The 24,813-nt window shown below is 67.0% G+C and carries 28 protein-coding genes and 2 tRNA genes; 19 read left to right on the top strand and 11 right to left on the bottom strand.

Features of this window, described 5'->3' with window-relative positions; translation table 11 throughout:
- Positions 1–118: 118 nt before the first annotated feature.
- The 9 genes from ccmE to EL388_RS01195 all read right to left on the bottom strand — a co-directional run bounded on the left by ccmE (position 119) and on the right by EL388_RS01195 (position 6,945).
- Positions 119–568: a cytochrome c maturation protein CcmE gene (ccmE, locus tag EL388_RS01235; RefSeq protein WP_126458460.1), complete on the bottom strand. Its 450-nt coding sequence runs from the start codon at positions 566–568 to the stop codon at positions 119–121.
- Entirely contained in the window at positions 565–741 is a 177-nt protein-coding gene (gene ccmD, locus EL388_RS01230; RefSeq protein WP_232019149.1) for a heme exporter protein CcmD, read from the bottom strand. The genes ccmE and ccmD overlap by 4 nt, the downstream gene beginning before the upstream one ends.
- Entirely contained in the window at positions 738–1,472 is a 735-nt protein-coding gene (gene ccmC, locus EL388_RS01225) for a heme ABC transporter permease CcmC (RefSeq protein WP_126458458.1), read from the bottom strand. Before ccmC ends, ccmD begins: the two co-directional genes overlap by 4 nt.
- The gene (gene ccmB, locus EL388_RS01220; protein WP_126458455.1) at positions 1,469–2,137 is read right to left on the bottom strand and encodes a heme exporter protein CcmB; all 669 of its coding nucleotides are present in this window, start codon (positions 2,135–2,137) and stop codon (positions 1,469–1,471) included. Before ccmB ends, ccmC begins: the two co-directional genes overlap by 4 nt.
- Entirely contained in the window at positions 2,137–2,781 is a 645-nt protein-coding gene (gene ccmA / locus EL388_RS01215; RefSeq protein WP_126458451.1) for a cytochrome c biogenesis heme-transporting ATPase CcmA, read from the bottom strand. Before ccmA ends, ccmB begins: the two co-directional genes overlap by 1 nt.
- A gap of 136 nt (positions 2,782–2,917) precedes the next feature.
- Entirely contained in the window at positions 2,918–3,925 is a 1,008-nt protein-coding gene (gene pbpG / locus EL388_RS01210) for a D-alanyl-D-alanine endopeptidase (RefSeq protein WP_232019148.1), read from the bottom strand.
- Positions 3,926–4,088: 163 nt separating this feature from the next.
- The gene (locus EL388_RS01205; protein WP_197721806.1) at positions 4,089–4,934 is read right to left on the bottom strand and encodes an SPFH domain-containing protein; all 846 of its coding nucleotides are present in this window, start codon (positions 4,932–4,934) and stop codon (positions 4,089–4,091) included.
- A gap of 9 nt (positions 4,935–4,943) precedes the next feature.
- Complete coding sequence (locus EL388_RS01200; protein WP_126458442.1) at positions 4,944–5,381, bottom strand: NfeD family protein; 438 nt, start codon at positions 5,379–5,381, stop codon at positions 4,944–4,946.
- 43 nt (positions 5,382–5,424) lie between these two features.
- Positions 5,425–6,945, bottom strand: a complete 1,521-nt coding sequence (locus EL388_RS01195) for a fumarate hydratase (protein ID WP_126458439.1) — start codon at positions 6,943–6,945, stop codon at positions 5,425–5,427.
- A gap of 315 nt (positions 6,946–7,260) precedes the next feature.
- Here EL388_RS01195 and EL388_RS01190 point away from each other — a divergent pair.
- From EL388_RS01190 to EL388_RS01165, 6 genes are all read left to right on the top strand, one after another.
- Positions 7,261–7,336: transfer RNA gene (locus EL388_RS01190), tRNA-Phe, on the top strand.
- Between the two features lie 617 nt (positions 7,337–7,953).
- A complete protein-coding gene (locus EL388_RS01185) occupies positions 7,954–9,012 on the top strand; it encodes a Fic family protein (protein WP_232019147.1) in 1,059 nt (352 codons plus the stop codon).
- A gap of 264 nt (positions 9,013–9,276) precedes the next feature.
- Positions 9,277–10,209, top strand: a complete 933-nt coding sequence (locus EL388_RS01180) for a carbohydrate kinase family protein (RefSeq protein ID WP_126458436.1) — start codon at positions 9,277–9,279, stop codon at positions 10,207–10,209.
- 30 nt (positions 10,210–10,239) lie between these two features.
- Positions 10,240–10,692: an outer membrane lipoprotein gene (locus tag EL388_RS01175; RefSeq protein ID WP_126458433.1), complete on the top strand. Its 453-nt coding sequence runs from the start codon at positions 10,240–10,242 to the stop codon at positions 10,690–10,692.
- Between the two features lie 103 nt (positions 10,693–10,795).
- Positions 10,796–11,545, top strand: a complete 750-nt coding sequence (locus EL388_RS01170; RefSeq protein ID WP_126458430.1) for a GNAT family N-acetyltransferase — start codon at positions 10,796–10,798, stop codon at positions 11,543–11,545.
- A gap of 23 nt (positions 11,546–11,568) precedes the next feature.
- Positions 11,569–12,354: a lysophospholipid acyltransferase family protein gene (locus tag EL388_RS01165; RefSeq protein ID WP_126458427.1), complete on the top strand. Its 786-nt coding sequence runs from the start codon at positions 11,569–11,571 to the stop codon at positions 12,352–12,354.
- Here EL388_RS01165 and EL388_RS01160 read toward each other — a convergent pair.
- Entirely contained in the window at positions 12,275–13,102 is an 828-nt protein-coding gene (locus EL388_RS01160) for a symmetrical bis(5'-nucleosyl)-tetraphosphatase (protein WP_126458424.1), read from the bottom strand. The two genes, EL388_RS01165 and EL388_RS01160, sit on opposite strands and share 80 nt — an antisense overlap.
- 62 nt (positions 13,103–13,164) lie before the next feature.
- Here EL388_RS01160 and EL388_RS01155 point away from each other — a divergent pair, with 62 nt between their 5' ends.
- Together EL388_RS01155 and EL388_RS13785 are read left to right on the top strand one after the other, a co-directional pair.
- Entirely contained in the window at positions 13,165–15,162 is a 1,998-nt protein-coding gene (locus EL388_RS01155; protein WP_126458421.1) for a UvrD-helicase domain-containing protein, read from the top strand.
- Positions 15,163–15,202: 40 nt separating this feature from the next.
- Positions 15,203–15,364 (top strand): hypothetical protein, encoded by a 162-nt coding sequence (locus EL388_RS13785; RefSeq protein ID WP_165919089.1) that lies wholly within the window; start codon positions 15,203–15,205, stop codon positions 15,362–15,364.
- Between the two features lie 81 nt (positions 15,365–15,445).
- On the opposite strand, the gene EL388_RS01150 is transcribed toward EL388_RS13785, so the two are convergent.
- The gene (locus EL388_RS01150) at positions 15,446–16,261 is read right to left on the bottom strand and encodes a c-type cytochrome (protein ID WP_126458418.1); all 816 of its coding nucleotides are present in this window, start codon (positions 16,259–16,261) and stop codon (positions 15,446–15,448) included.
- A 93-nt stretch (positions 16,262–16,354) separates the two neighbouring features.
- On the opposite strand from EL388_RS01150, the gene EL388_RS01145 reads away from it, so the two are divergent.
- From EL388_RS01145 to EL388_RS01095, 11 genes are all read left to right on the top strand, one after another.
- A tRNA-Arg gene (locus EL388_RS01145) sits at positions 16,355–16,431 on the top strand.
- A gap of 92 nt (positions 16,432–16,523) precedes the next feature.
- A complete protein-coding gene (locus tag EL388_RS01140) occupies positions 16,524–16,913 on the top strand; it encodes a gamma-butyrobetaine hydroxylase family protein (protein ID WP_126458415.1) in 390 nt (129 codons plus the stop codon).
- 13 nt (positions 16,914–16,926) lie between these two features.
- Entirely contained in the window at positions 16,927–17,814 is an 888-nt protein-coding gene (locus EL388_RS01135) for a fructosamine kinase family protein (RefSeq protein ID WP_126458412.1), read from the top strand.
- 69 nt (positions 17,815–17,883) lie between these two features.
- Positions 17,884–18,087 carry a 50S ribosomal protein L31 gene (rpmE, locus tag EL388_RS01130; protein WP_126458409.1) on the top strand — a complete coding sequence of 68 codons (204 nt, stop codon included), beginning with the start codon at positions 17,884–17,886 and terminating at the stop codon, positions 18,085–18,087.
- A 72-nt stretch (positions 18,088–18,159) separates the two neighbouring features.
- Entirely contained in the window at positions 18,160–19,719 is a 1,560-nt protein-coding gene (locus EL388_RS01125) for an ArnT family glycosyltransferase (protein WP_126458407.1), read from the top strand.
- On the top strand, positions 19,703–20,302 hold the full coding sequence (gene mobA / locus EL388_RS01120; RefSeq protein ID WP_126458405.1) for a molybdenum cofactor guanylyltransferase MobA: 600 nt from the start codon (positions 19,703–19,705) through the stop codon (positions 20,300–20,302). Before EL388_RS01125 ends, mobA begins: the two co-directional genes overlap by 17 nt.
- A 52-nt stretch (positions 20,303–20,354) precedes the next feature.
- Complete coding sequence (locus tag EL388_RS01115; RefSeq protein WP_126458403.1) at positions 20,355–21,440, top strand: 4Fe-4S dicluster domain-containing protein; 1,086 nt, start codon at positions 20,355–20,357, stop codon at positions 21,438–21,440.
- Positions 21,437–22,276, top strand: a complete 840-nt coding sequence (locus tag EL388_RS01110) for an FAD/NAD(P)-binding protein (protein ID WP_126458401.1) — start codon at positions 21,437–21,439, stop codon at positions 22,274–22,276. Before EL388_RS01115 ends, EL388_RS01110 begins: the two co-directional genes overlap by 4 nt.
- Complete coding sequence (locus EL388_RS01105) at positions 22,276–23,037, top strand: NADH-quinone oxidoreductase subunit B family protein (protein WP_126458399.1); 762 nt, start codon at positions 22,276–22,278, stop codon at positions 23,035–23,037. Before EL388_RS01110 ends, EL388_RS01105 begins: the two co-directional genes overlap by 1 nt.
- A complete protein-coding gene (locus EL388_RS01100; protein ID WP_126458396.1) occupies positions 23,030–24,322 on the top strand; it encodes a Ni/Fe hydrogenase subunit alpha in 1,293 nt (430 codons plus the stop codon). The genes EL388_RS01105 and EL388_RS01100 overlap by 8 nt, the downstream gene beginning before the upstream one ends.
- Positions 24,322–24,807 (top strand): hydrogenase maturation protease, encoded by a 486-nt coding sequence (locus EL388_RS01095; protein ID WP_126458393.1) that lies wholly within the window; start codon positions 24,322–24,324, stop codon positions 24,805–24,807. Before EL388_RS01100 ends, EL388_RS01095 begins: the two co-directional genes overlap by 1 nt.
- Positions 24,808–24,813: the final 6 nt, after the last annotated feature.

Raw genomic sequence — 24,813 nt, 5'->3', positions numbered from 1 at the left:
GCCTGCTCCAGGGCATGCGCGGCCTCGGGCGGCATGTAATTTTGGCTGCGGCCGCCGCTGCGCGGCTTAACGTGAGCTTCGCTCACATTAGCCTGCGCCGGAACTACATGCCTGGGTTTCATTGCTGCACCACAGTGGCTTGTGCTTTCTGGGCCTGTTCCAAGGCATGCGCTGCCTCCGGGGGCATGTAGTTCTCATCATGCTTGGCCAGGACCTGGGTGGCAGCGAACACGCCGTCGGCACCCAGCGTGCCCTCAGCCACGGTGCCTTTGCCCTCCTTGAACAGGTCGGGCAGGATGCCCTTGTAGGTCACCGGGATGGTCTTGGCGGTGTCGGTCACCACGAAATGCACGGTCAGGCCGTCGGCCTCGCGCTTGAGGCTGCCCGGCTCGACCAGGCCGCCGATGCGGAAGGCGCGGCCGGTCGGCGCCTCGCCGGCGGCGACCTGCGAGGGCGAGAAGAAGAACACCAGATTGGACTGGAAGGCATTGAGCACCAGGGCGGCGACGATGCCGAGACCGGCGACGGCCAGGCCGATGGCGAGGAGTTTCTTGTGGCGCGATTTCATTCAGATTCCCATTTATTCAGTCGCTTGAGTTGTTGCAACGTCTGCCGTCCGGCCTGACGCAATTGCACCACCTCGATCACGATGACCAGGGCGGTGACGGCGAACGAGCCCCAGACATAGAGGCCATAGCCGCCCATGGCCCAGAAGGCCTCCCAGCTGCCCCATTCCATCATGCGCCCTCCAGCACGTGCTTGACCCACTCGGTATGCCGCTCGCGCTCGAGGATGATGCGACGGACCCGGACGAAGACGACGGCGATGGTGTAGAGCCACGCGGCGATAGCCATGATCAGCATGCCGTAGAGCATCACCTCGTCCATGCTGGTGCCGGAAGGCTTGATCGAGGAACCCTGGTGCAGGGTGTTCCACCATTGCACCGAGAAATAGATGATGGGCACGTTGATCGCGCCGATCAGGGCGAGCAGGGCGCCGGCCTTGTCGCCGCGGCGCGGGTCGTCGATCGCCGCCCACAGGGCCATGATGCCGACATAGAGGAAGAGCAGGATCAGCTCGGAGGTCAGCCGGGCGTCCCACACCCACCAGGCGCCCCACATCGGCTTGCCCCAGAGGGCGCCGGTCCAAAGCGCGACGAAGGTGAACATGGCGCCGGTCGGCGCCAGGGCGCGGGCCATCATGAACGACAGCCGGGTATTGAAGGCCAGGCCGATGGCGGCCCAGCCGGCCATGACGAGATAGATGAACATGGACATCCAGGCCGCCGGCACGTGGATGAAGATCACCCGGTAGGCCTCGCCCTGCTGGAAGTCGGTCGGCGCCACGAAGAAGCTCAAATAGAGGCCAATGACCGTGAGAATCGCCGCGGCCCAGCCGAACCAGGGCGCCAGCCGACCGGCCAGGCCGTAGAAGGTGGCCGGCGCCGAATACTTGTACCAGTTGATGCTCATTCCATCGAAACCTTCAGGGCTGCCGCGGACACCCACGGCGTGACGATCAAAGACAGCACAAAAAACGCTCCCAGCAGAGACAGGTTCGCCTCGGCTCCGGTTCCCGCCAGCACGCCATCGACCGCGCCGGCGCCGAAAATCAGGGCCGGCACGTAGAGCGGCAGGATCAACAGCGTCAACAGCACGCCGCCGCCGCGCAGACCCAGGGTGAGCGCGGCGCCGACCGCGCCGAGCAGCGACAGGATCGGCGTGCCCAGCGCCAGCGACAGCACCAGGATGCCGATCGCCTCGACCGGCAGGGCGAACTGGATGCCCAGCACCGGCGTCACCACCAGCAACGGAATACCATAGATCAGCCAATGCGCCGCCGCCTTGCCCAGGGTCAACAGAACCGCCGGTTCGGGCGAGAGCAGCATCTGCTCCAGGCTGCCGTCGCGGTGGTCCTCGGCGAACAGCCGGGGCAGCGACAGGAGCGAGGCCAGGGTGGCGGCGACCCAGACCACGCCGGGCGCGATGCGTTTCAACAATTCCGGCTCCGGCCCGATGCCGAGCGGGAACAGGCTGACCACCATGACGAAGAAGAACTGCGCCGTCAGCCAGTCGCCGCGCCGGCGGGCTGCCAGCAGCAGGTCGCGGCGGATGACCGTGAACAGGAAACCGCCCATCAGGCGCCCTCCTGCCGGCCGACCTGGATGGCGCGCACGGCGACGCCGTCGAGGGTGAGCGGCTGGTGGGTGGTCATCACCACCAGACCGCCGCGGCCCAGGTGCTCGCGCAACAGGCCCTCGACCAGGGCAACGCCGTGGACATCGAGGCCGGTCAGCGGCTCGTCCAGGATCCAGAGCAGGGCGCCGGCGGTGAGCAGCCCGGCCAGGGCGACCCGGCGACGCTGGCCGAAGGAGAGCACACGGGCCGGCAGGTCCAGGCAGCGGCCGAGGCCGAGCCGGCGCAGGGTCGATTCCGCCAGCGCCTCGTCCAGGCTCTGGCCGGCCAGGCCGGCCTTGAAGCGCAGATTCTCGAGCGGGGTCAGGTCTTCCTTGATGCCGTTGGCATGGCCGAGATAAGCCATGGCCCCGTGATAGTCCTCGCGTGCCCGGGCGATGGCCCGACCGCGCCAGCGCACCTCGCCCGCCACCGGGCTGGACAGGCCGGTGAGCAGCCGCAACAGGCTGGTCTTGCCCTGGCCGTTGCCGCCCTGGACCAGCAGCAACTCGCCCGCCCCCAGTTCGAAGCCCAGGCCGGTAAACAGGGTGCGGTCACCACGAGCGCACTCGAGGCCGTGTGCCGATAACACCGAGGGGGAGGTCATGCCAAGTTGCTGAATTGAAAGGGGCAAGGATACCGGGAAACGCCGGGCCACGCCATCGGCCGCATCACCCGGAAAACCGCGACAGGAAACGAAAACGGGCGACCAGGCCGCCCGTTTCCCGGTCGCCGGGAACGACTCAAGTAGGCCGACCGGCGCGGCTGGCCAGGCGCTCGGCGCCGCCGTTCTCGATCCAGCGCTTGATCCGCTGGGCGTCGCCGATGCGCGACCACTTGCCCCAGGAATCGAGCAGCACGATGACCATCTTCTGACCGGCGATCTGGGTCTGCATCACCAGGCAGTGGCCGGCCTCGCTGATATAGCCGGTCTTGGAGATGCCGATGTCCCAGTCCTTGTTGCGGGTCAGGGCATTGGTATTGACATAGGCCAACTGGCGAGCTCGCTTGCGGCCGGGCACCTCGACGTCATAGCTGCCGGTGGTGCTGATGTCGCGGATCAAGGGATAGTTGCGATGGACCACATCGACCAGACGGGCGAGATCCAAGGCGGTGGAGCGGTTGGCGCTGGACAGACCGGTGCCATCGACATAGTGGGTGTTTTGCATGCCCAGGCTGCGTGCCTTGCGGTTCATCGCCTCGACGAAGGCATCGCGACCGCCCGGGTAGGCGCGGGACAACGCAGCGGCTGCCCGGTTTTCCGAGGCGATGAGGGCCAGATGCAGCAGCTCGCCGCGGGTCAGGGTGGCGCCCAGCGGCAGGCGGGAACCGGTGCCCTTGACCCGGTCGAGGTCTTCGGAATTGATGGTGATCTCCTCATCCAGCGGCAGGCCGGCATCGAGGGTGATCACGGCGGTCATCAACTTGGTGATCGAGGCGATCGGGGTTTCGACATCGGGATTCTTGGTGTAGATCGGCTCGCCCGTGGCTTGGTTGATCACCAGGGCGGAGTGGGAACGCAAGGCCAAGTTGCCCTGGGCTAACGCCCGGTCGAGTTCGGCATCGCCCGCCGCCTGGTAGCGCGGTTGCTTTTTCAGGGCGAGCTTCTTGTTCTTGTATTTCACCTTGACCCGCTGCTTGGTCTTGGCTGCTTGCTTGGTCTTGGCCGTCTTCTTGGCCTTGGTCTGGCTGCTGCCGGTCTTGCCTTCGGCCGCCTGCACCTCGGCCAGAGGCCAGGCCAGGATGGACAATGACAAAACCAGAGGGAGAAGCGTCTTTCTCATTCCTTGGGTCTCACTCCAAGCCCGGCATGCTCCAGGCACATAATTTATTCGGCAGTTGCAGGCCAAACTTTAAGCGATTTCTCAGGAAATGCAAACCCAAATCGACTCAAAGCCGCGCCCCGCATGGCGCTCAGGCGCGTCGACCCATCATGCCCTCCAGGCTCTTGAGCAGATCGGCCGGCAGGACCAGGGTCTTGCTGCTGCCGGACTGGGCCAGCTCCTTCAGGGCAACGATGTATTTCTCGCCCAGCAGGTAATAGGCCGGCAATTCCTTTTCCGGGATGGACTCGGCGATGCGCTTGATCGCCTCGGCCGAAGCGGCGGCCAGGCGCACCTGCGCCTCGGCGTCGCGCTTGGCCGATTCCAGCCGGGCCTCGGCTTCCAGAATGGCCGCCTGCTTGTCGCCCTCGGCGCGGGTCACCGTGGCCTTGCGCTCGCGCTCGGCCGCGGCCTGCAGTTCCATCGACTTCTGCATGGTCGGCGAGGGCTTGATGTCCTGGATCTCGACCGATTTCAGGGTCAGGCCCCAGTCGGCCACGTCGTCGGAGATGGACTCCTTCAACCGGGCCTTGATCTGATCGCGGCTGGACAGGGCCTGGTCCAAGTCCATGTCGCCGATGATGGCGCGCAGGCTGGTCTGCACCAGGTTCATCACCGCCAGTTGGAAATTGGTCACACCGTAGACCGCGCTCTGGGTATCGGTCACCTTGACGAAGGCGATGGCGTTGGTGATCAGCACCGCATTGTCCCGGGTGATCACCTCCTGCTCGGGGATGTCCAGGATCAGGTCCTTGGTCGTCACCTTGTAGGCAACCCGGTCGATATAGGGCACCAGCACGTGCAAGCCGGGCAACAGGGTGCCGAGGTACTTGCCCAGGCGCTCGACCACCCACTCCTCGCCCTGGGGCACGATGCGCACGCCGCGCCAGAGGGTGACGAAGAGAAACGCAATCAGGACGACGGAAACGATTTGCATGCCCATGACTTATACCTTTTCGACTTTGAGAATCTGGCCGACGACATCGACCACCCGCGCCTTGTTGCCGGCCTCGATGCTGCCGTCGGCGATGATCGGCCAGCGGTCGGCGCCGAGCACCGGCCGCTGGAACAGGATCTCGCCCTGGCCCATCTCGCTCACCGCCCGGGTGACCAGGCCGGTGGTGCCGAGCACGCTCTCCTTGGCCAGCCCGGGCCGGGTATCGACCGGGTTTTTGAAGAACTTGAGCCAGACCCCCATCATGATCAACGAGGTGACCGACCACAGCAGCGCCTGCGCGGCCAGGCCCATGGGCCAGAGCCAGACCGCGGTGCCGGTGAGCAGGGCACCGAGGCCGAACCAGAGCAGAAAGAAGGTGGGGGTCAACATCTCCAGCGCGATCAGCGCCAGCCCCAGCACGAACCAATGCCACCAGACCAGTTCCATGGCCCCTCCCTATGGTTGCGGAAGCGTCGTTGAGTTGCGAACCCTAAGCATGCCCTGCCTTGGCGATCTGTTCAATTTTGATGCGCCATTCGCGCGGGCCCTCTTCATGCACCGAGTGCCCCTGGCTGTCGACCGCCACGGTGACCGGCATGTCCTGCACCTCGAATTCGTAGATCGCCTCCATGCCCAGCTCGGGGAAGGCGACGACGCGCGCGGCCCGAATCGCCTTGGCCACCAGATAGGCGGCGCCGCCGACGGCGATGCAGTAGACCGCGCCATGGCGGCGGATCGCCGCCACCGCCTCGGGTCCGCGCTCGGCCTTGCCGACCATGCCCAGGATGCCGAGCCGGCCCAGCATCAGCTCGGTGAACTTGTCCATGCGCGTGGCCGTGGTCGGCCCGGCCGGACCCACCGCCTCGCCGCGCACAGGATCGACCGGGCCGACGTAATAAATGAAACGCCCCTTGAAATCGACCGGCAGCGGCTCGCCGCGGGCGACCAGCTCGGCGATCTTCTTGTGCGCGGCATCGCGGCCGGTGAGCAGCTTGCCCGACAGCAGCAGGGCCTCGCCCGCTTTCCACTGTGCAATCTCGGCCGGGGTCAGGGCATCCAGATTCACCCGCCGGGCACCGGCCGGGCCGGACCAGGCGATCTGCGGCCAGGCCGCAAGCGGTGGCGGCTCGAACCGGGCCGGCCCGCTGCCATCCAGGGTGAAATGCAGATGCCGGGTCGCCGCGCAGTTGGGGATCAACGCCACCGGCAGCGAGGCGGCATGGGTCGGGTAGTCGAGGATCTTCACGTCCAGCACCGTGGTCAGCCCGCCCAGGCCCTGGGCGCCGATGCCCAGGGCGTTCACCTTGTCGTACAGTTCCAGGCGCAGTTCCTCGATCCGGCTCGCGGGGCCGCGCGCCTTCAGCGCCTGGATGTCGATCGGTGCCAGCAGCGCCTCCTTGGCCATGACCATCGCCTTCTCCGGCGAGCCGCCGATGCCGAGGCCGAGCACGCCCGGCGGGCACCAGCCGGCACCCATCTGCGGCAACTCGTTCAGCACCCAATCGACGATGGAATCGCTCGGATTGAGCACCGCAAAGCGCGCCTTGTTCTCGGAGCCGCCGCCCTTGGCCGCCAGCCGCACATCCACCGTGTCGCCCGGCACCAGCTCGACATGGACCACGGCCGGCGTGTTGTCGCGGGTGTTGCGGCGCGCCCCGGCCGGGTCGGCCAGCACCGAGGCGCGCAGGGGGTTGTCCGGATTCGTGTAGGCTCGGCGCACGCCCTCGTCGACCATGGCCTGGAGGCCGGCGTCGGTATCCCAGCGCACCTTCATGCCGATGCGCAAAAAGACCACGGCCATGCCGGTGTCCTGGCAGATCGGCCGATGGCCCTCGGCGCACAGGCGCGAATTGACCAGGATCTGGGCCAGGGCGTCCTTGGCCGCCGGCGCCTGCTCGCGCTCATAGGCCGCCTTCACCGCCTCGACGAAATCCAGCGGGTGATAGTAGGAGATGAACTGGAAGGCATCGGCAATCGACTGCACGAAGTCTTCCTGACGAATGACGGTCATGGCGCACTTTCCTAACGGGGTTCAACAAGTGTAGCAACCCTGCCGGCCGGCCCGCACCCGGGGCGGCATACGGCCGCAGCGGAGGCTGCTCGGCTTGACGGAACCGCCGTTTCCGGCTTTAATGCGCATCCCTGCGGCCGGGCTCCCTCCCGGCCAAGCTTTTTTTCAGACGGCCAGGTAGCTCAGTTGGTAGAGCAGCGGATTGCAACCTGGCCGCAAGCGGACAGGTTGTAATGCAGGCTAACTTGCGCAGCAAGTTAAGGGCGTAAGCCCGGCCGGAACTAAAATCCGCGTCGTAAAGCGTTGCTTTGACGTGGCCAGGTAGCTCAGTTGGTAGAGCAGCGGATTGAAAATCCGCGTGTCGGCGGTTCGATTCCGTCCCTGGCCACCATATTCAAAAGCCCGAACCCGTTTCGGGATTTTTTACGCCCGCCCGCAGTGCCAGTCCTGGCGCGCCTTCGCGGAATCGCCTCGCGAGCGGCACCCCCTCCATAGCGGCGTTTTTCGGCCTGGGCCTCTCTGTTCTCCGGTTTTATCTAGTTGCCTCGCGAGCGTGTGCGAGACAACCTCTCGCAACCATGCGGGTTTCGGGGCGGTCGGTTGTAGCTGGCAACTGCTATCCTGCGCGGAACTGAAATACTTCGAGTTGCCTTGGCGAGTCCTTGCGCTGGCAAGGTAGGCCAGTGCAGTATAGTGGCCAAGGGCCATCGCCATACGGTACCGAGTTTTTCCGCTCGATTGCCATCCTGCATGTGCTGCGCGACATCACCGCGCAAAGGCAGCCGGAACAAGGGCCGGCTCTACGATCCGGCGGCGGTCGAAGCCTGTCTGCGGCTGTTCATGGAGCGCGGCTTTGAACTATAGAATCGGGCATACTCTCTCTCACAGCACCTACGACCTTGACGAGGCCGACGCGTAGCGCGTTCGATTCAGAGCAGACCAAGAAATCACCCATTAACACCCATTCCAAGGCCGCTCAACTTCAAAATGGGTGTTAATGGGTGTAGCATGGGTTACATGCTACGTTCAGACACCCTCCAGATCACCCCCGAGATCCTGAGCCTGATTGCCCGGATCGACGAATTCAAAGGCGCATGGCGGGCCTTGGGAACGCTCGCGCCCGAGCGTCTTTCAGCGCTGCGGCGGGTGGCGACCATCGAAAGCATCGGATCAAGCACCCGTATCGAGGGCAGCAAGCTGACCGACCGAGAGGTGGAGCGCCTGCTCTCCAACCTGGCCATTCAGTCCTTCGAAACCCGCGACGAGCAGGAGGTGGCCGGTTACGCCGAGTTGATGGATCTGGTGTTCAGCTCGTGGCAGGACATCCCGTTCAATGAGAACCACATCAAGCAACTGCACCAGATCCTGCTGCGCCACAGCGAAAAGGATGCGCGCCACCGGGGGCAGTACAAGACCCATTCGAACAGCGTCGCCGCCTTCGATGAAAACGGAACACAGATCGGGATCGTCTTCGAGACCGCCACGCCGTTTGACACGCCACGGTTGATGGCCGAAATGGTGTCGTGGGTGAATGATGAGCGGGACAAGGGGCATCTACACCCCTTGTTGATCATCGCGATCTTCGTGGTGGTGTTTCTGGAAATCCACCCCTTCCAGGATGGCAACGGGCGCTTGAGCCGGGTGCTGACGACCCTGCTGCTTCTGCAGGCCGGGTACGCCTATGTGCCCTACAGCTCGCTGGAGAGTGTGATCGAGCTGAACAAGGAAGCCTATTACCTGGCCCTGCGCCAGACCCAAGGCACGATCCGCACGGAGGCTCCCAACTGGCAGCCATGGCTGGTGTTCTTCTTGCGCTCGCTGGCCGAGCAGGTGCGGCGTCTGGAGAAGAAGGTCGAGCGCGAAAAGATCGTGCTGGCCGCGCTGCCCGAGCTGTCACTGCAGATTGTGGAATTCGCCCGAGAGCACGGGCGCGTCACGATGATGGATGCCATCAAACTGACCGGAGCCAGCCGCAACACCCTGAAGCAACATTTCCGCGATCTGACCGAGCGCAACCATCTGGAGCAGCACGGCAGCGGGCGCGGCGTGTGGTACGGGTTGAAGTGATTTGCTTCCTCTCCTGCGTGCTTCTGCGGGTTCGGCGTGAAATGGACAAAAACCCGAAACATTTCGCTTTGGCCCGAAGGTTTACGCAGGAGTTTGGGAGATGAGTTCGAAATCAGTGGTGGCCTGCACCACCATCCAATTTCTTCCAGGTTCTCAGGATAAGCCGTACCCGTGGCGGTTCGATTGGCTCCGGCAGTTGCCTGACCTCGCGCATCAGGCCACCATAGCGGGCTGACAAAACCACCGCTCCGACGAAGGACTCCTATGCGCACCCTGATTTGCGGCTCCATGGCCTACGACACCATCATGGTGTTCAAGGACCAGTTCAAGAACCACATCCTGAGCGAGAAGATTCACATCCTGAACGTCTCCTTCCTGGTGCCGGAGATGCGCCGCGAATTCGGCGGCTGTGCCGGCAACATCGCCTACAACCTGAAGCTGCTCGGCGGCGAGCCGGTGATCATGGCCACCGTCGGTGACGACTTCGGCCCATACGCCGAGCGCCTGAATCAGTATGGCATCGACACCCGGCACATCCGCCATGTCCACGGCAGCTATACAGCACAGGCCTTCATCACCACCGACCTGGACGACAATCAGATCACCGCCTTCCATCCGGGCGCGATGAATTTCGCCCATGAAAACCGCGTGGGCGACGCGGCCGACATCGCACTCGGCATCGTCGCACCGGACGGGCGTCAGGGCATGATCGACCACGCCCGCCAGTTCCACGAGGCCGGCATCCCTTTCATCTTCGACCCAGGCCAGGGCCTGCCGATGTTCAACGGCGAGGAGCTCAAGCAGTTCATCCGCCAGGCCGATTTCGTGACCTGCAACGACTACGAGGCGCAGCTTTTGCAGGAGCGCACCGGCGAGAGCCTGACCGGGCTGGCCCGGCAGGTGAAGGCCCTGATCGTCACCCTGGGTGCCCAGGGTTCGCAGATCCACGCCGACGGCCAGGTGCACGCGATCCCGCCGGCCAAGCCGAGCGCGGTGATCGATCCCACCGGCTGCGGCGACGCCTACCGGGCCGGCCTGATGTTCGGCCTGTTGCAGGGCATGGACTGGCCGACCACCGGCCGCCTGGCCGGCCTGCTCGGCGCCCTGAAGATCGCCCGGCAGGGTGGCCAGAACCATGCCTTCGGCTACGATGAAATTGCCCAGCGGTTCAAGGCCGAATATGGTTATGCCCTGTAATGTTGAAAGCACAAGCTTAAGGAGTCCGTCATGCACAAACGCATCCTGATCCTCCCCCTGTTCGCCCTGGCCTTGACCGGCTGCGTCGGCGGCCTGGGTGGCGGCGATTACGAGCGCAGTGAAACCCGCCGCGCCTACGAGGTGAAGATGGGCGTGGTCGAAAGCGTGCGCAGCGTCAATCTGGAAGGCACCCAGTCCGGCGTCGGCATGGCCACCGGTGCGGTGGTCGGCGGCGTGGTCGGCAGCGAGGTCGGCGAAGGTAAGGGCAAGACCCTGGCCACCGTGATCGGCGCCGTCGCCGGCGGCATTGCCGGCGCCGCCGCGGAGAAAGGCGTGACCAAGAAGCCCGGCCTGGAGATCACCGTGCGCCTGGACAGCGGGCGCACCCTGGCCGTCGTGCAGGAAGACACCGGCGAGCGCTTCAATGTCGGCGACCGGGTGCGCGTGCTGGAATCCGGCGGCCAGACCCGGGTCACGCACTGAAGCCAGAGCCGGCCGTTTAACCAATCCTTAATGCCGCCGTCACCCCGCTGTCATCCAGCCCCGCTAATTTCTGCCGCATTGCAACCCGAAAAAGGACAAGGCAATGCTGCAGGAACGTGTGGAGGCTGGCGGCCGGGTCAAGCGGCACTATCAGGTCGGCCTGGCCGACAGTCCCGAGGCGGTGCGCGAGGCCCAGCGCCTGCGTTACAAGGTGTTCGCGGAAGAGATGGGCGCCCGGCTGAGCACCGTGGAGCCCGGCCTCGACATCGATTTCTACGACCCCCATTGCCAGCACCTGCTGGTGCGCGATGCCGACACCGGCGAGGTGGTCGGCACCTACCGCATCCTGAGCCCCGAGGCGGCCAAGCGTATCGGCAGCTATTACACCGAGCAGGAATTCGACCTCACCCGTCTGCAGCACCTGCGCGGACGCATGGTGGAACTGGGCCGCTCCTGCGTGCATGCCGACCACCGCAGCGGCGGCGTCATCGCCCTGCTCTGGGCCGGCCTGGCGGAATACATGCTGCAGCATGGCTACGACTATCTGATCGGCTGCGCCAGCATCGGCATGGCCGACGGCGGCCACAATGCGGCCGGCATCTGGCACACCCTGAAGGACAAACACCTGTCGCCCGTGGAATGGCGCGTCACCCCGCGTTGTCCGCTGCCGCTGGAATCGCTGGAGACCACGGCCGCCCCGGTAGTGCCGCCGCTGATCAAGGGCTATCTGCGCGCCGGCGCCTACATCTGCGGCGAACCGGCCTGGGACCCGGACTTCAACACGGCCGACCTGCCCATCCTGTTGTCGATGAAGAGCGTCAATGGCAGCTACGCCCGGCACTTCCTGAAGTGACCGCCCGGGAAGGGCGCTAGGCGATGCGGCCGGCCTATCAACTGCTGCGCCTGTTGGGCCACCTGCTGACCGGTGCGCTGACCATCCTGTTGCTCTTCCCCCACCTCTCGGCCGAGGAAAGGGCGCGCCGGGTGACGGTCTGGGCCGGGCGCCTGGTCGGCCTGGCCGGCGTGCGCGTGGTCATGCACGGCCGGCCGCCGGCGGTGCGCGGCGAGGGCGCGCTGATCGTGGCCAACCATGTGTCCTGGCTGGACATCCATGTGCTGCACAGCCTGCTGTTCACCCGCTTCATCTCCAAGGCCGAGATCAAGAACTGGCCGCTGATCGGCTGGCTGGCCGAAATGACCGGCACCCTGTTCCTGGAGCGAACGAAAAAGAGCGACGCGGCGCGGATCAACCAGCTGATGGCCGAGCACCTGCGCAGCGGCGAATGCCTGGCCTTGTTCCCGGAGGGCACCACCACGGACGGCAGCGAGGTCAGGCCCTTCTACGCCTCGCTGTTCAACCCGGCACTGGCGGCCGAGGCCCAGGTCTGGCCGGTGCTGATCCGTTATCTCGACCTGAATGGCCAGCCGACCCTGGCCGCGGCCTATCACGACGACACCACCCTGGCTCAATCGGTCATGCGCGTCCTCCGCAGCGGCGGCCTGCAGGCCGAGGTCACCTTCCTGCCGCCGATCCCGGCGACCGGCGGCCACCGGCGCGAACTGGCGCAAACCGCGGAATCCGCTATCCGTGATGCTTTGGCTCGCGCCGGGCGTGGCACGGCACCTGAAACACCCGCCCGTCGTCCAGGCGAAATGCGCTGAGCCGGCCGCCCCAGAGGCAGCCGGTGTCGAGACCGATCACGTCGGGCCGTGCATACAGGCCCAGGGTCGACCAGTGGCCGAAGAACACCCGGACAGCTGTGCTCTGCCGATCGGGTGCGTCGTACCAAGGCGTCAACTCAGGCGGCGCCGCCTCCGGCCCGCACTTGTGCAGGAACTCCATGCCCCCGTCCGGATGCAGGAAGCGCAGCCGGGTCATGGCGTTGGCGATCACCCGCAGCCGGTCCTGGCCCTGGAGTGCATCGTCCCAGTGGCGCGGTTCGTTGCCATACATGGCCTGGAGGAAGGGCCGGTAGCCGGGGCCGCGCAACGCCGCCTCCAGTTCGCGACCCAGGGCCACCGCCTGGTCGGCCGTCCATTGCGGCAGCAGCCCGGCGTGGACCATGAGGTCCTTGCCCTCGCGATGGACCATGGGCCGGAAGCGCAGCCACTCCAATACCTCCTCCCGGTCCGGCGCATCGAGGATCTCGTCCAGCGTGTCCTTCTTGTGCGCCGGCACGAAGCCCTCGGCCACGGCCAAGAGATGCAGATCGTGATTGCCCAGGATGGCGACGATGTCGGCGTCGTGGGCCAGGCACCAGCGCAGGGTGCCGATGGAGTCCTCGCCGCGATTGACCAGGTCGCCGGCCAGCCAGAGGCGGTCGCGGCCGGATTTGAATTCGATGGCGCCCAAGAGTTCGTGCAGGGCGCCCAGGCAGCCTTGCACGTCGCCGATGACGTAAGTGCTCATTCCGATTCCTGTTTTTTTCTCGAGTTTAATGCCCCGGGATGGCGGGGTAAAATCGCCGCCGCATGTCTCTCCTCTCGAATCTCAATCCCCAGCAGCGCGAAGCGGTGAAATACCTGGACGGGCCCTTGTTGGTGCTCGCCGGTGCCGGCTCGGGCAAGACCCGGGTGATCACCCGCAAGATCGCCTTCCTGATCGCCGACTGCGGCTATGACCCGCGCGCCATCACCGCCGTCACCTTCACCAACAAGGCCGCGCGCGAGATGAAGGCGCGGGTGGGCGAACTGCTCGAGGGCAAGACCGGCCAGGGCCTCACCGTCTGCACCTTCCACGCCCTGGGCCTGACCATCCTGCGGCGGGAAGCCAAGCGCCTGGGCTACAAGCCCTCGTTCTCGGTGCTCGACGCGGCCGACACCCAGGCCATCCTGTCCGAGATCACCAAGGCGCCGGACAAGGGCACGCTGCGCCAAGCGGCGGCCGTGATCTCCAACTGGAAGAACGCGCTCATCACCCCCGACCAGGCCCAGCAGGTGGCGGCCGACGAGACCGAGCGGCAGCTGGCCGTGGCCTACCGCGCCTACCAGGACACGCTCAGGGCCTACCAGGCCATGGATTTCGACGACCTGATCCGGCTGCCGGTGGAGCTGTTCCGCTGTGATGCCGAGGCGCGCGAGGCCTGGCAGAACCGCATGCGCCACCTGCTGGTGGACGAGTACCAGGACACCAACGGCGCCCAGTACGAGCTGATGAAGCTGCTCACCGGCCCGCTCGGCCGCTTTACCGCGGTGGGCGACGACGACCAGGCGATCTATGCCTGGCGCGGCGCCGACATCGAAAACCTCAAGCGCCTGGCCGAAGACTACAGCCGGCTCAAGATCATCCCGCTCACCCAAAACTACCGCTCGTGCCAACGCATCCTCAGGGCCGCCAACAGCGTGATCCGCAACAACCCACGGGTGCATGAGAAGAACCTCTGGAGCGAGCTCGGCATCGGCGACCCGATCCAGGTCGTGCGCTGCAAGGACGACCGGAACGAGGCGGAGACCATCGCCATGCGCATCTCCGCCCACAAGTTCGAGCACCGCACCCGCTTCGCCGACTACGCCGTGCTCTACCGCGGCAACCACCAGGCCCGCCTGTTCGAGGAGGCCCTGCGCGCGGCCAAGATCCCCTATGTCCTGTCCGGCGGCCAGTCCTTCTTCGACCGGGCCGAGATCAAGGACCTCACCGCCTATCTGCGCCTGATCGCCAACCAGGACGACGACCCCGCCTTCATCCGCGCCGCCACCAGCCCGAAGCGCGGCATCGGCCCGACCACGCTGGAGAAGCTGGGCCAGTATGCGGCCGAGCGCCATTGCTCGCTGTTCGAGGCCGCGTTCGAGACCGGGCTGCAAAGCCGGATGGCGGCCAAGCAGCTGGAACCCTTGATCGAGTTCGGCAACTTCATCAACCGCCTCGCCTTCCGGGCGCCGAAGGAGCCGGCCGGCCGGCTCCTGCAGGAACTGCTCGCCGCCATCCGCTACGAGGAATGGCTCTACGACACCGAGGACGAGCGTGCGGCCAAGGCCAAGTGGGGCAATGTCAGCGAGTTCGTCGACTGGCTGTCGAAAAAGGGCGAGGAAGACGAGAAGAGCCTGATCGAGCTGACCCAGACCGTTTCCCTGATGAACCTGCTCGAAGGCCGCGACGAGGCCGAGCTCGACGCCGTGCGCCTGTCCACCCTGCACGCGGCCAAGGGCCTGGAGTTCCCCCATGTCATCCTGGCCGGGGTGGAAGAGGACATCCTGCCCCACCGCGAATGCCAGGAAGGCAGCCGGCTGGAGGAAGAACGCCGGCTGATGTACGTCGGCATCACCCGTGCCCAGAAGAGCCTCACCCTCACCTGCTGCGGCAAGCGCAAGAAGGGCGGCGACTGGGTGGTCTGCGAACCCTCGCGCTTCCTCGACGAGATCGACAGTGCCGAACTGCGGCACAGCGGCCAGGAGGACGATTCGGCCGCCGCCCGCGAGGCCGGGCGCAACCGCCTGGCCAACCTCAAGGCCATGTTGGCGGCGAACAAATAACGCGCTAAGCTGGCCGGCCAATACCCAAAAAGGAGGGGCCATGGCCCAAGGCAACAACACCGCGAAATGCCCGAAGTGCGGGGAAGGTCATTCCTTCCTGGTCAGCACCGTCAACGGCAGCCAGGTCGTGGTCTGCAAGAAGTGCAGCAATATGTTCAAGGTCGAGATCAAGAAGGGGCAGTTCACCGGCCGCATTCTCTGAGTTCCCTCCTCGCCGCCCCGGCGACAGGCATAAAAAAAGCGCGGCCGCAGCCGCGCTTTTTTATTTGGGCGAACCAGCCGATTACTTGGCCGCCGCCTTCTTCTCGGCCGGCTTGGCCGCCTTGGCGACGCTGGCGCGGGCCTGATCGACCATGTAGTCGACCGCCAGACGGGTGTCGGCATCGGACAGCTTGTCGTTGCCGCCCTTGGCCGGACCGCCGAAGGTGCCCTTGATCGCGGCGGTGTAGAGGTAGTCCTTGCCCTGCTTGAGCAGCGGCTCCCAGGCCTTGGCGTCGGTCAGCTTCTGGGCGCCGGTGGTGCCGGTGTCGTGGCAGCTGGCGCAGTTCTCGGCATACACCACCTTGCCCCGGGCCAGTTCGGCCGGGGTCGGCTCGACCTCTTTCTTCAGCACCGGCTCGAACTTGCCGCCGGCGGCGTTGGTCATGAAGGCCACGGCACGAGCCACTTCCAGATCGGACAGATCAGGCTCGCCGCCGCGCGCCGGCATCTTGTTGAAACCGTTCAAGGCGTGGTCGAGCAGCACCGGCCAGCCCTGGGCGATGCGCTTGCCCCAGGCGCCGGCATCCTTGTACTTGGGCGAACCCAGCGCGCCGGAGCCGTGGCAGTTGGTGCACACCTCGTTGTAGACCTGCTCGCCGGTCATCTCGACACGGGGGACATTGGGGTCGATGGCGACGGAAACGCCGAAGGGCTTGATCCGCTCGCGTACCGCCTTGTCGGCGGCGGCCTCGGCCTCCTGGCCGCTCAGGCGCGATTGGATGCTGACGACCAGCATCACAATGAGAAAGATCGCCAAGCCCGGCGCGAACAGACCACCCAGGGTGGCCATGGCGAATTCTTTTGGCGTGGTTTTAGTCATTTCGTGGTGATCAGCCATGCTCTATTTCCTGAATTTCGGTATGCAAAACCCGGCGATTATACGGTGAGCCGCCTGCCAATTGAAAGGCGGCTATGCTATTCTTCGCGTCCTCCGCCCGTAGCTCAGCTGGATAGAGTACTGCCCTCCGAAGGCAGGGGTCGTGCGTTCGAATCGCGCCGGGCGGGCCATCTGCCATACCCGAGTAAAAAACTCGGTCTTGTCCTCGGCCTCCCCCGCTGGCAAACTAGCCGACCTTGGCAAAGCATCAGGAGTACGCATCATGGGTGGCCTAAGTCCCGCTTCCCCAATCCCCACCGAAATCAAGCTGCATCAGCAATCCAAGATCCTGGAGCTGACCTTCAACGATGGCAGCCATTTCGAGCTGCCCTGTGAATACCTGCGCGTGTTCTCCCCCTCGGCCGAGGTGCGCGGCCACGGCCCGGGCCAGGAGGTGCTGCAGGTCGGCAAGAAATACGTCGAGATCAAGCGGATCGAGCCGGTCGGCCAGTATGCCGTGGTGCTGGAATTCTCCGACGGCCACAACTCCGGCATCTATTCCTGGGATTACCTGTATGACCTGGGCAAGCACCAGGACGTCTACTGGCAGGAATACCTGCGCCGGCTGGAAGCGGCCGGCGAGTCGCGCGAGCCGAAGACGCTGATCAAGTAAGCCGACCCCAGGCATGACGGCTTGGGTCGAGATCGGCGCGGCCATCGCCGGCGCCAGCGGCCAGCCCTTCCAACTGGGCCGCCATGAGCATGCCGGCGGCGGCTGCATCAACGAGGCCTATGTCCTGCACGGCCGCGCTGGCGAGCGCTTTTTCCTCAAACTGAACGAGGCGGCCAAGGCAGCCATGTTCGAGGCCGAGGCGGCGGGCCTGGACGAGATCCTGGCCAGCCGCCGCCTGCGCGCGCCGCGGCCGATCTGCTGGGGCACGGCCGGGGGTCAGGCCTATCTGGTGCTGGAACACCTCGACCTCTCCGGCCGCGGCAGCGGTACGCGCCTGGGCCGACACCTCGCCGCCATGCACCGGGTCAGCCAGGCCCGCTTCGGCTGGCGCATCGACAACTCCATCGGCGACACCCCGCAACCGAACACGCCCTGCGCCGACTGGGTCGAGTTCTGGCGCGACCGCCGGCTGCATCATCAACTGCGCCTGGCGGCGCGAAACGGCGCCGGCCGCCGGCTCATCGACCAAGGCGAGCGCCTGATGTCCGTCCTGGCAGCCTTCTTCACCGACTATCGGCCGGCGCCCTCGCTGCTGCACGGCGATCTCTGGGGCGGCAACTACGGCTTCGCCGACGGCGAGCCGGTGGTGTTCGACCCGGCCGTCTATTACGGCGACCGCGAGGCCGATCTGGCCATGACCGAGCTGTTCGGCGGCTTCGGCCCGGACTTCTACGCCGCCTACCGCGAGGCCTGGCCGCTCGACCCCGGTTATCCCGTGCGCAAGATCCTGTACAACCTGTATCACGTGCTCAACCACTTCAATATGTTCGGCGGCGCTTACGCCGGCCAGGCCGAGGCCATGATCGGGCGCCTGCTGGCCGAAATCGGGCAGGCTCATTGAGCGGTTGCCCCCGGCGAATTTTTCGGCCATAATCGCGCCCTTTCCGAATTGAGTACTGGAAGGCCCGTCATGAAACCCGGCATCCATCCCGAATACAACGAAGTCCAGGTCACTTGCAGCTGCGGCAACAGCTTCGTCACCCGGTCGACCATGAACAAGGCCCTGGCCGTGGAAGTCTGCTCTTCCTGCCACCCGTTCTACACCGGCAAGCAGAAGATCGTGGACACCGCGGGCCGGGTCGAGAAGTTCCGCCAGAAATACGGCAAGAAGTAAGCCAGCGGCAGGCCATAGGAAAAGGCAGCTTCGGGCTGCCTTTTTTATTCATACCGGGGAGTAAGGCCAGGGATGCATCCGCTGACCTCGCGCAAAATCTACCTTCTCGCCGCCCTCATGGTGCTGTGGGCCCTCTACGGCCTGACCGGGCGCGATGCCTGGAAGGCCGAGGAGACCCTGGCCCTGGGCCAGGTGCTCGATTGGCTCGAACACGGCCAGGCCCACGCCAGCACCGTGCCGCTGCACACTTTCCTCGCCGGTCTGGCGGCCAAGCTACTCGGCCCCTGGCTTGGCATCCAGGACGCCGCCCGCGCCGTCAGCGGCCTGTTCAGCCTGGTCGCCCTGGCCTGCACCGGCCTGGCCGCCCGCGCCCTGCTCGGGCCCGGCTACGGCCCGGCCGCGGCCCTGCTCTTGATGGGCGCCTTCGGCCTGATGCTGCGCGCCCACGCCCTGCTGCCGGACAGCCTACAGCTGGCCGCCTACGCCCTGCTGCTTTATGGCGCGACGCTGGCCCGCCGCCAGCCGATGCCTGCCGTGGCGGTCATCGGCGGCGCCCTGTTTGCCCTGACCCTGATCGACGGCCTGGCCGATTTCGTGCTCGGCCTCTTCATCCTGCTGCTGCCGCTGGTCTCGCGCGATTGGCGTGAGCGGCCCTATCGCCAGGGTGTCGGCCTCGGCATCGCCGTTGGCTTGGTCCTGTCCGGCCTCTGGCTGGCCTGGCTCACGCTCCAGGGCAATCTTGATGCCTGGCTGGCCGGCCACGGCCTGGCCGGCCTGTTGCCGGTCTACGACCCCGGCCACCTCGTCTCCCTGCTGGCCTGGTCGGCCTGGCCGGTCTGGCCGCTGGCAGCCTGGGCGATCTGGCACGAGCACAAACGCCTGGGCCGGGCGAGCGAACTGCACCTGCCGCTGCTGGCCGTGCTGGTGCTGTTCTACGCCGCCCTCACCCCTGCCTTCTCCCGCGACGGCGGGGCACTGCCGCTGCTCGCCCCGCTCAGCCTGCTCGCCGCCTTCGCCATCGGCCACATGCAACGCGGCGCCGCCCAGGCCTTCTACTGGTTCGGTGTGCTCTGCTTCTTCTTCCTCGCCATCGTGTTCTGGATCCATTTCGCCGCCCTGGAATGGGGCTGGCCGCCCCGGCTGGCCGACCGCCTGGCCCGGATGACCCCCGACTACCAAAGCGGCGGCATCGGCAGCCTGAGACTCGGGCTGGCGGTCGCCGCCACCCTGCTGTGGGTCATTGCCACCCCCTTCTTCCCCCGCGCCCAGCTGCGTCCGGCCCTGGTCTGGGCCACCGGCATGACCCTGACCTGGCTGCTGCTGATGGCCTTGTTCCGCCCCTGGGGCGAAGCGGGCTGGGCCTGGAAGCCGGTGCTGGCCGAACTCGACCGGCAGTTGCCGGCCGGCGTCTGCGTCCAGGCCCAGGTCGAGGCCGACACCGCCATCGCCCTGCGCTATCACCTCGATTCGCGCCTGGCCCGGCCCGGCCAGGTCTGCGGTTATCTCCTGATCCAGGGCCGCCGCGGCGAGGCCGCCAATCCCGGCCCCGATTACGAATACGTCTGGCTCGGCCAGCGGCCCCGGCACAAGGACCAGGCCCTGCGCCTGTTCCGCCATGTCGAGCCATCCTGAACTGTCCGCGCTGATCCTCGCCGGCGGCGAGGCCCGGCGCATGGGCGGCCAGGACAAGGGCCTGATCGAACTGGCCGGCCGGCCGCTGATCGCCTGGGTGCTGAAGCGCATCGCGCCCCAAGTCGACGAGGTGGTGATCAGCGCCAACCGCCATCGCGATATCTACGCCGGACTCGGCCATCCGGTGATCGCCGACGGACATCCCGATTATCGCGGCCCCATGGCCGGCATCGCCGCCGCCGGCGCCCGTGCGGCTGGCGAATGGCTGCTCGTCGTGCCCTGCGACACGCCCTTCCTGCCAGCCGATCTCGCCCAACGCCTGCTCGACCATGCCCGCCAGACGGGCTGCCGACTGGTGCGTGCCGCCGACCCCGGACAGACCCACTACACCAGTTTCCTCTTCCATCGCGACCTGTTGCCCGACCTCGCCGCCCACGTCGCCAACGGCCGGCTCAAGCTGCAGGCCTGGCAGGCCGAACACGCCGCCGAGACGCTGACCTTCGCCGACGCCGGCGCCTTCCTCAACCTCAACACGCCGGACGAGCTCGCCGAGGCGGAACAACGGTTGCGGAAGGCGCCCTGAGCCGCCGCTTCTGCCTGGTTTGGCGCCGGAAGCGGCCTGCTAGTATTCCGGTATGGCCACTCCGCGCTTCCTGCCCCACAACCGACTCGACGACCTGATCCGGCAATTGCAGGCGGCCGGTTACCGCGTGATCGGCCCCCGCTTGCAGGAAGGCGTCATCGCCTATGGCGAGTTGGCTGCCGCGACCGAACTACCTTGGGGCTGGCAGGACGAGCAGACACCGGGGCGCTATCGCCTGCAGCGCACGGGACAGCCACTTGCCTTCGCCTGGGCCACCCCGACCCAGGGCCTCAAGCCCTGGTTCTTCGCGCCGGTCGAGCCGCTCTGGCGCATGCGCCGCACATCTGACGGCTTCGAGCTTGCGGCCTGTCTGCCGCAGGAAAAACCGCTCGCCATCCTGGGCGCGCGTGCCTGCGATCTGGCCGCAGTGGCCCGGCAGGACGCCATCCTGGAGCATGACCCGCATTACCAGGCCCGGCGCCAGGATGCCCTGTTCATCGCCGTGCACTGCACCCGGCCGGCGGCGAGCTGCTTCTGTGCCAGCACCGGCACCGGTCCGCGCGCCATGCGCTTCGATATCGGCCTGACCGAATTGGATACGGGCTTCGTGGTCGAGGCCGGCAGTCCGCGTGGCCGCGGGCTGATCGAGCCACTCGCCCTCGCCGCCGCCAGCGCGGAACAGCTTGCCACCGCGCAAAAGGCCGTCGCCGCCGCGGCGCTGCGGCAGACCCGGCACCTGCCGCCCGGCGATCTGGCGGCAAGGCTCGCCGCCCACAGCGAACATCCACACTGGGCCGAGGTGGCCCAGCGCTGCCTCGCCTGCGGCAACTGCACCCAGGCCTGCCCCACTTGTTTCTGTCATGCGCGCAGCGAAACGGCCAGCGCCGACGACCAGACGGCGGAGCAGGCGCGGCACTGGGATTCCTGCTTCGGCGAGCTGCATGGCCATCTGGCCGGCTTCCAGGTGCGGCCGGAAACCGCGCAGCGCTACCGGCAGTGGCTCACGCACAAGCTCGGCAACTGGTGGACCCAGTTCGGCGAATCCGGCTGCGTCGGTTGCGGCCGCTGCCTCACCTGGTGCCCGGCCGGCATCGATCTGACCCAAGAGGTGGCGGCCATCCTGGGAGAGGCGGCATGAGACCGCTGATCGAGCTGCCGGCCCCGGCCCGCATCGTCGAGCGCCTGCAGGAGACCGAGACCATCTTCACCCTGCGCCTGCGCCTGGAGGATGCCGCGCTGGCCGCGCAATACCGCTTCGCGCCCGGTCAGTTCAACATGCTCTATCTGCCCGGCGTCGGCGAGGTGCCGATCTCCATCGTGTCCGATGCCCGGGCGGACCTGATCGACCACACCATCCGCGCCGTCGGCTCGGTCACCCAGGCCCTGGCCCGCCTGCCGGCGGGAGCGGTGATCGGCCTGCGCGGCCCCTTCGGTCGCGGCTGGCCGATGCAGGCGGCCGAGGGCCGCGATCTGTTCATCGTCACCGGCGGCCTGGGCTGCGCCCCCTCGGTCTCGGCCGTGCATGCCGTGCTCGCCCGGCGCGAACGCTACGGCCGGGTGGTGCTGCTCGAGGGCGTGCGCCACTGCCGCGACCTCGCGCTGAAGTCGCGCTTCGCCGAATGGCTCGACCACCCCGACCTGGAAGTGCGATTGGCCGTCTGCGAGACCAACCCCTGCGCCGACTGGCCCTGGCATACCGGCAACGTGCTCACCCTGTTCGATGCGCTGGAACTGAAACCGGAACGCACCATCGCCTTTCTGTGCGGCCCCGAAGGCATGATGCAGGCCGCTGCCGAGAAGGTGGCCCAGCGCGGCGTTCAGACCAGCGACATCTACCTCAGCCTGGAGCGCAACATGCAATGCGCCCTCGGCCTGTGCGGCCACTGCCAGCTCGGCCCGCATTTCGTCTGCCGCGAAGGGCCGGTGTTCGATTACGCCACCATCGGCCCGCTTTTGGGGAAGCGGGGGGTGTGATGAAGCCCAGGCTCGGCGTCTACAAATTCACCTCCTGCGACGGCTGCCAGCTGGCGCTGCTCAACCAGGGCGAGGGTCTGCTCGCCCTGCTCGAACGGGTCGAACTCACGCATTTTCCCGAGGCCGGTCCCAATGCGCCGGAGGCGGCGGTGGACATCGCCCTGATCGAGGGCAGCCTCTCGACCCCGGAGGAGGCCGAGCGCATCCGCGCCATCCGGGCGCGCAGCGGCCAGCTGGTCGCGCTCGGCGCCTGCGCCACAGCCGGCGGCATCCAGGCCCTGCGCAATGCGACCGAGGCCGGCAGCGCCTGGCGTGCCGCCCTGTATCCCCAGCCGGAATTCATCGCCACGGCCGAGCGCTCGCTGCCGGTGTCGGCGCTGGTTCATGTCGATCTCGAACTCTTCGGCTGCCCGATCGACGCCGCGCAGCTGCTGGCGGCGCTCAATGCCCTGCTGGCCGGCGGCCGCTACCGGCCGAGCGGCGACAGCGTCTGCGGCGAATGCAAGCGGGCCGGCCACGGCTGCGTGCTGGTCGGCCGCGCCGAGCCCTGCCTGGGGCCGGTCACCCGCGCCGGCTGCGGCGCGCTCTGCCCCGGCCAGGGGCGCGGCTGCTACGGTTGTTTCGGCCCGAGCGCGCAGGCCAACCTCGCCAGCCTCAAGACCGTGTTCGCCAATCTCGGCCTGCCCCCCGACGCGATCGAACGCCGCTTCGCCTTCATCACCGCCGAGGCCTTCCGCGCCGCCGGAGAAAAACATGGCTGAGGCGAAGACCGTGTCGCTCGAACTGCCCCTGCTCGCCCGGGTCGAGGGCGAGGGCGCGCTGGAGATCGCCTACGCGCAGGGCCGCATCGCCGGGCTCAAGCTGCGCATCTTCGAGCCGCCGCGTTATTTCGAGAAATTGCTGGAGGGCCGGCATTACAGCGAGGTGCCGGACATCGTCGCCCGCATCTGCGGCCTGTGCCCGGCGGCCTACCAGATGAGCGCGGTGCAGGCGCTGGAGGCCATCCTCGGCCTCGCGCCGACGCCCTGGATTTCCGCCATGCGCCGGCTGTTCTACTGCGGCGAGTGGATCGAGTCGCACTGCGCCCACCTGCACCTGCTCGCCGCGCCGGACTTCTTCGGCTGCGGCAGCGTGGTCGAGCTCGCCGCAAAAGAGGCCGCCGCGGTGCGCCGCGGCCTGAAGCTGCAAAACCTGGGCAACCGCATCCTGAAATTCCTCGGCGGTCGCTCCATCCACCCGGTCGGCGCCCGGGTCGGCGGCTTCTGGCGCGCACCGGGCGCGGCCGAGGCGCAGGCGCTGCTGGCCGAATTGCAGGCCGCCCTGCCCGAGGCCGAGGCCCTGCTCGACTGGGTGCTGGCCTGGCCGCTGCCCGAGAGCGATCAGGTCTTCGAGAGCGTCGCCCTGCGCGACCCCGCCGGCTATGCCATCGAGACCGGCCGCATCGCGTCCGACCGCGGCCTCGACATCGGCGCCGGCGAATTCGAGCGCCACTTCAGCGAGCACCAGGTGCCGCACTCCACCGCCTTCCATTGCCTGCACGACGGCCGGCCCTACCTGGTCGGCCCCCTGGCCCGGCTGAACGTCAATTCCGACCGGCTGCCGCTCGACATCCGGCAGCGGTTGCACCAGGCCGGCATCGCCCTGCCCTCGCGCAATCCGTTCCACAGCGCCGCCGCCCGTGCCGTCGAGGTGCTCTACGCCCTGCGCGAGGCGGTGCGCCTGCTCTCGGACTACGCCCCGAACGACACGCCCTACCTCGAAGCGGGTGCGCGCGCCGGCTGCGGCTGCGGCGTCACCGAGGCGCCGCGCGGCATCCTTTGGCATCGCTACGAACTGGATGAACACGGCCTGGTCCGGCAGGCCCGCATCGTGCCGCCGACCGCGCAGAACCAGGCGCGGATCGAGGCCGACCTCGCCGCCACCCTGGCCGCGCTGGCCGAGGCGCCGGAACCCGAGCTGCGCCGGCGGGCGGAGACGGTGATCCGCAACTACGACCCCTGCATCTCCTGCGCCACCCACTTCCTCACGCTCAAGGTCGAGCGCTGATGGGACTGCGCCTGCTCTGCATCGGCTCACCGTTCGGCGCTGACGCTGTGGCCTGGGCCGTCGGCAAAAGGCTGAGCGAGCTGGGCCTGCCGGCAGGCTGCGAGGTGCGCCTGCTCGACCGGCCGGGCCTGCAATTGCTGGAGGAGATGCGCGACGCCGAGACGGTGCTGCTGCTCGACGCCGCGCGGGGCATCGCCCCGGGTCGGCTGCACCGGGTCGAGTCGCTCGATGAGCTTGGGCTGGCCGGCCAGAGCAGCAGCCACGGCATCGGCGTGGCCGAGGCCTTGCGCCTGGCCGAACAGCTCGGCCAGCTGCCGGAGCGCCTGAGCGTGTTCGCCATCGGTGCCGGCGCGGCCCTGCCGCCGGAATCGACCCTAGCCGCGCTGGCGACGCAGCTGCTGGGCGAAATAAAAAAAGGGCGGGATGCCCCGCCCTCTCTTCTAACTCTCCCCCACAGAGGGAGAGCCCCCGCAAAGCGGGGATAAAGGAAC

Source organism: Sulfuritortus calidifontis (assembly GCF_003967275.1).
In the GTDB taxonomy this organism is placed as follows: Bacteria; Pseudomonadota; Gammaproteobacteria; order Burkholderiales; family Thiobacillaceae; genus Sulfuritortus; species Sulfuritortus calidifontis.
This window is presented reverse-complemented; position numbering and strand designations above follow the sequence as displayed.